The sequence below is a fragment of the Streptomyces sp. NPDC005799 genome (assembly GCF_040630525.1).
Taxonomy (GTDB): domain Bacteria; phylum Actinomycetota; class Actinomycetes; order Streptomycetales; family Streptomycetaceae; genus Streptomyces; species Streptomyces griseorubiginosus_B.
Genome location: NZ_JBEXXQ010000228.1, coordinates 1 through 1,102, shown reverse-complemented (window position 1 = coordinate 1,102; position 1,102 = coordinate 1). Strand labels below are relative to the sequence as shown.

Genomic DNA, 1,102 nt, shown 5'->3' with positions numbered 1-1,102 from the left:
GGTTCGAGTCCCGTCACTCACCCTGAATGATCAAGGGGTTGACCTGGTAAAACAGGCCAACCCCTTGATTCTTTTATCTTTTTGGCCAAACCACGGCCACACACGATCTTGAAACCGCCCTTATTGTCCCGTCATGGCGAGCATCCGAGAGCGCAAGAAGAAGGACGGTACGGCGACCTACCAAGTCCGGTGGCTCCAAGGTGGGCGCGGCGGCTCGTGGGAGGACGAGAACTTCGCGGACCCGGATCAGGCGGAGGCGTTCCGCAAGCTGGTGGAGGCGCACGGCAACAAGTGGCCGTATGGCTGGGTGCGTGGTCGTGGCTTCGTCGAGCCCGACGAGAACCCCGACGACGTGCCGCTGACCGCGTACGCCGACCGCTACGTCGACCGGCTGACCGGCATCGACGACCGCACCCGCGAGGACTACCGGCGCGAGATCCGCCTTCACTTCTCCCACATCGTGCACCTGCGGGCCGACGGCACCGAGATACCGGCCACCATCTGCAATGTCACGCAGGACGACGTGACCGACTGGGTGCGCCGCGAGGAAGCCGGCGAGCCAGACCCCACCGACCCTGAGAAGTGGCTGCGCCGGAAGGCAGACCCGAAGTCCATCGCGAACCGCCACGGCCTCCTCTACTGCATCTTCCAGGCCGCCGTCGACGCGACACCGCAACTGCGCGGCACGAACCCGTGCAAGAACACGAGCCTCCCGCGCGCGGACGATCACGTCGAAGAGGAGATGACGTTCCTCGAGCGGGACGAGTACGCGCGGATCGCATTGGAGATCACGGATCCTGACGCCCGGGACCTGGCCGACTGGCTCGTGGGCACAGGGATGCGCTGGGGCGAGGCAACGGCGCTTCAGGTCAAGGACTTCAACCTGACCGCCGAGAAGCCCACAGCGTCCGTTCAGCGGGCCTGGAAGAAGGCGAAGAAGGGAAGTCCCCAGGCGTTCTACCTTGGGCCGCCCAAGACGAAGAAGGCGCGGCGGCGCATCGCGCTGACGGCGGCTCAGGTGGAGATGGTCCGTCGCCTCACGAGCGGCCGAGCCAAGGACGACTTCGTGTTCCGTGCCGCCATGGGCGGGCCGTGGCGGCAC

The 1,102-nt window shown here is 66.0% G+C and carries 1 protein-coding gene; it reads left to right on the top strand.

The window, feature by feature from the left end:
- Positions 1 to 133: 133 nt before the first annotated feature.
- Positions 134 to 1,102 (top strand): site-specific integrase (locus tag ABZ453_RS51410; protein ID WP_359027019.1); only part of this gene is annotated, 969 nt, incomplete at its 3' end.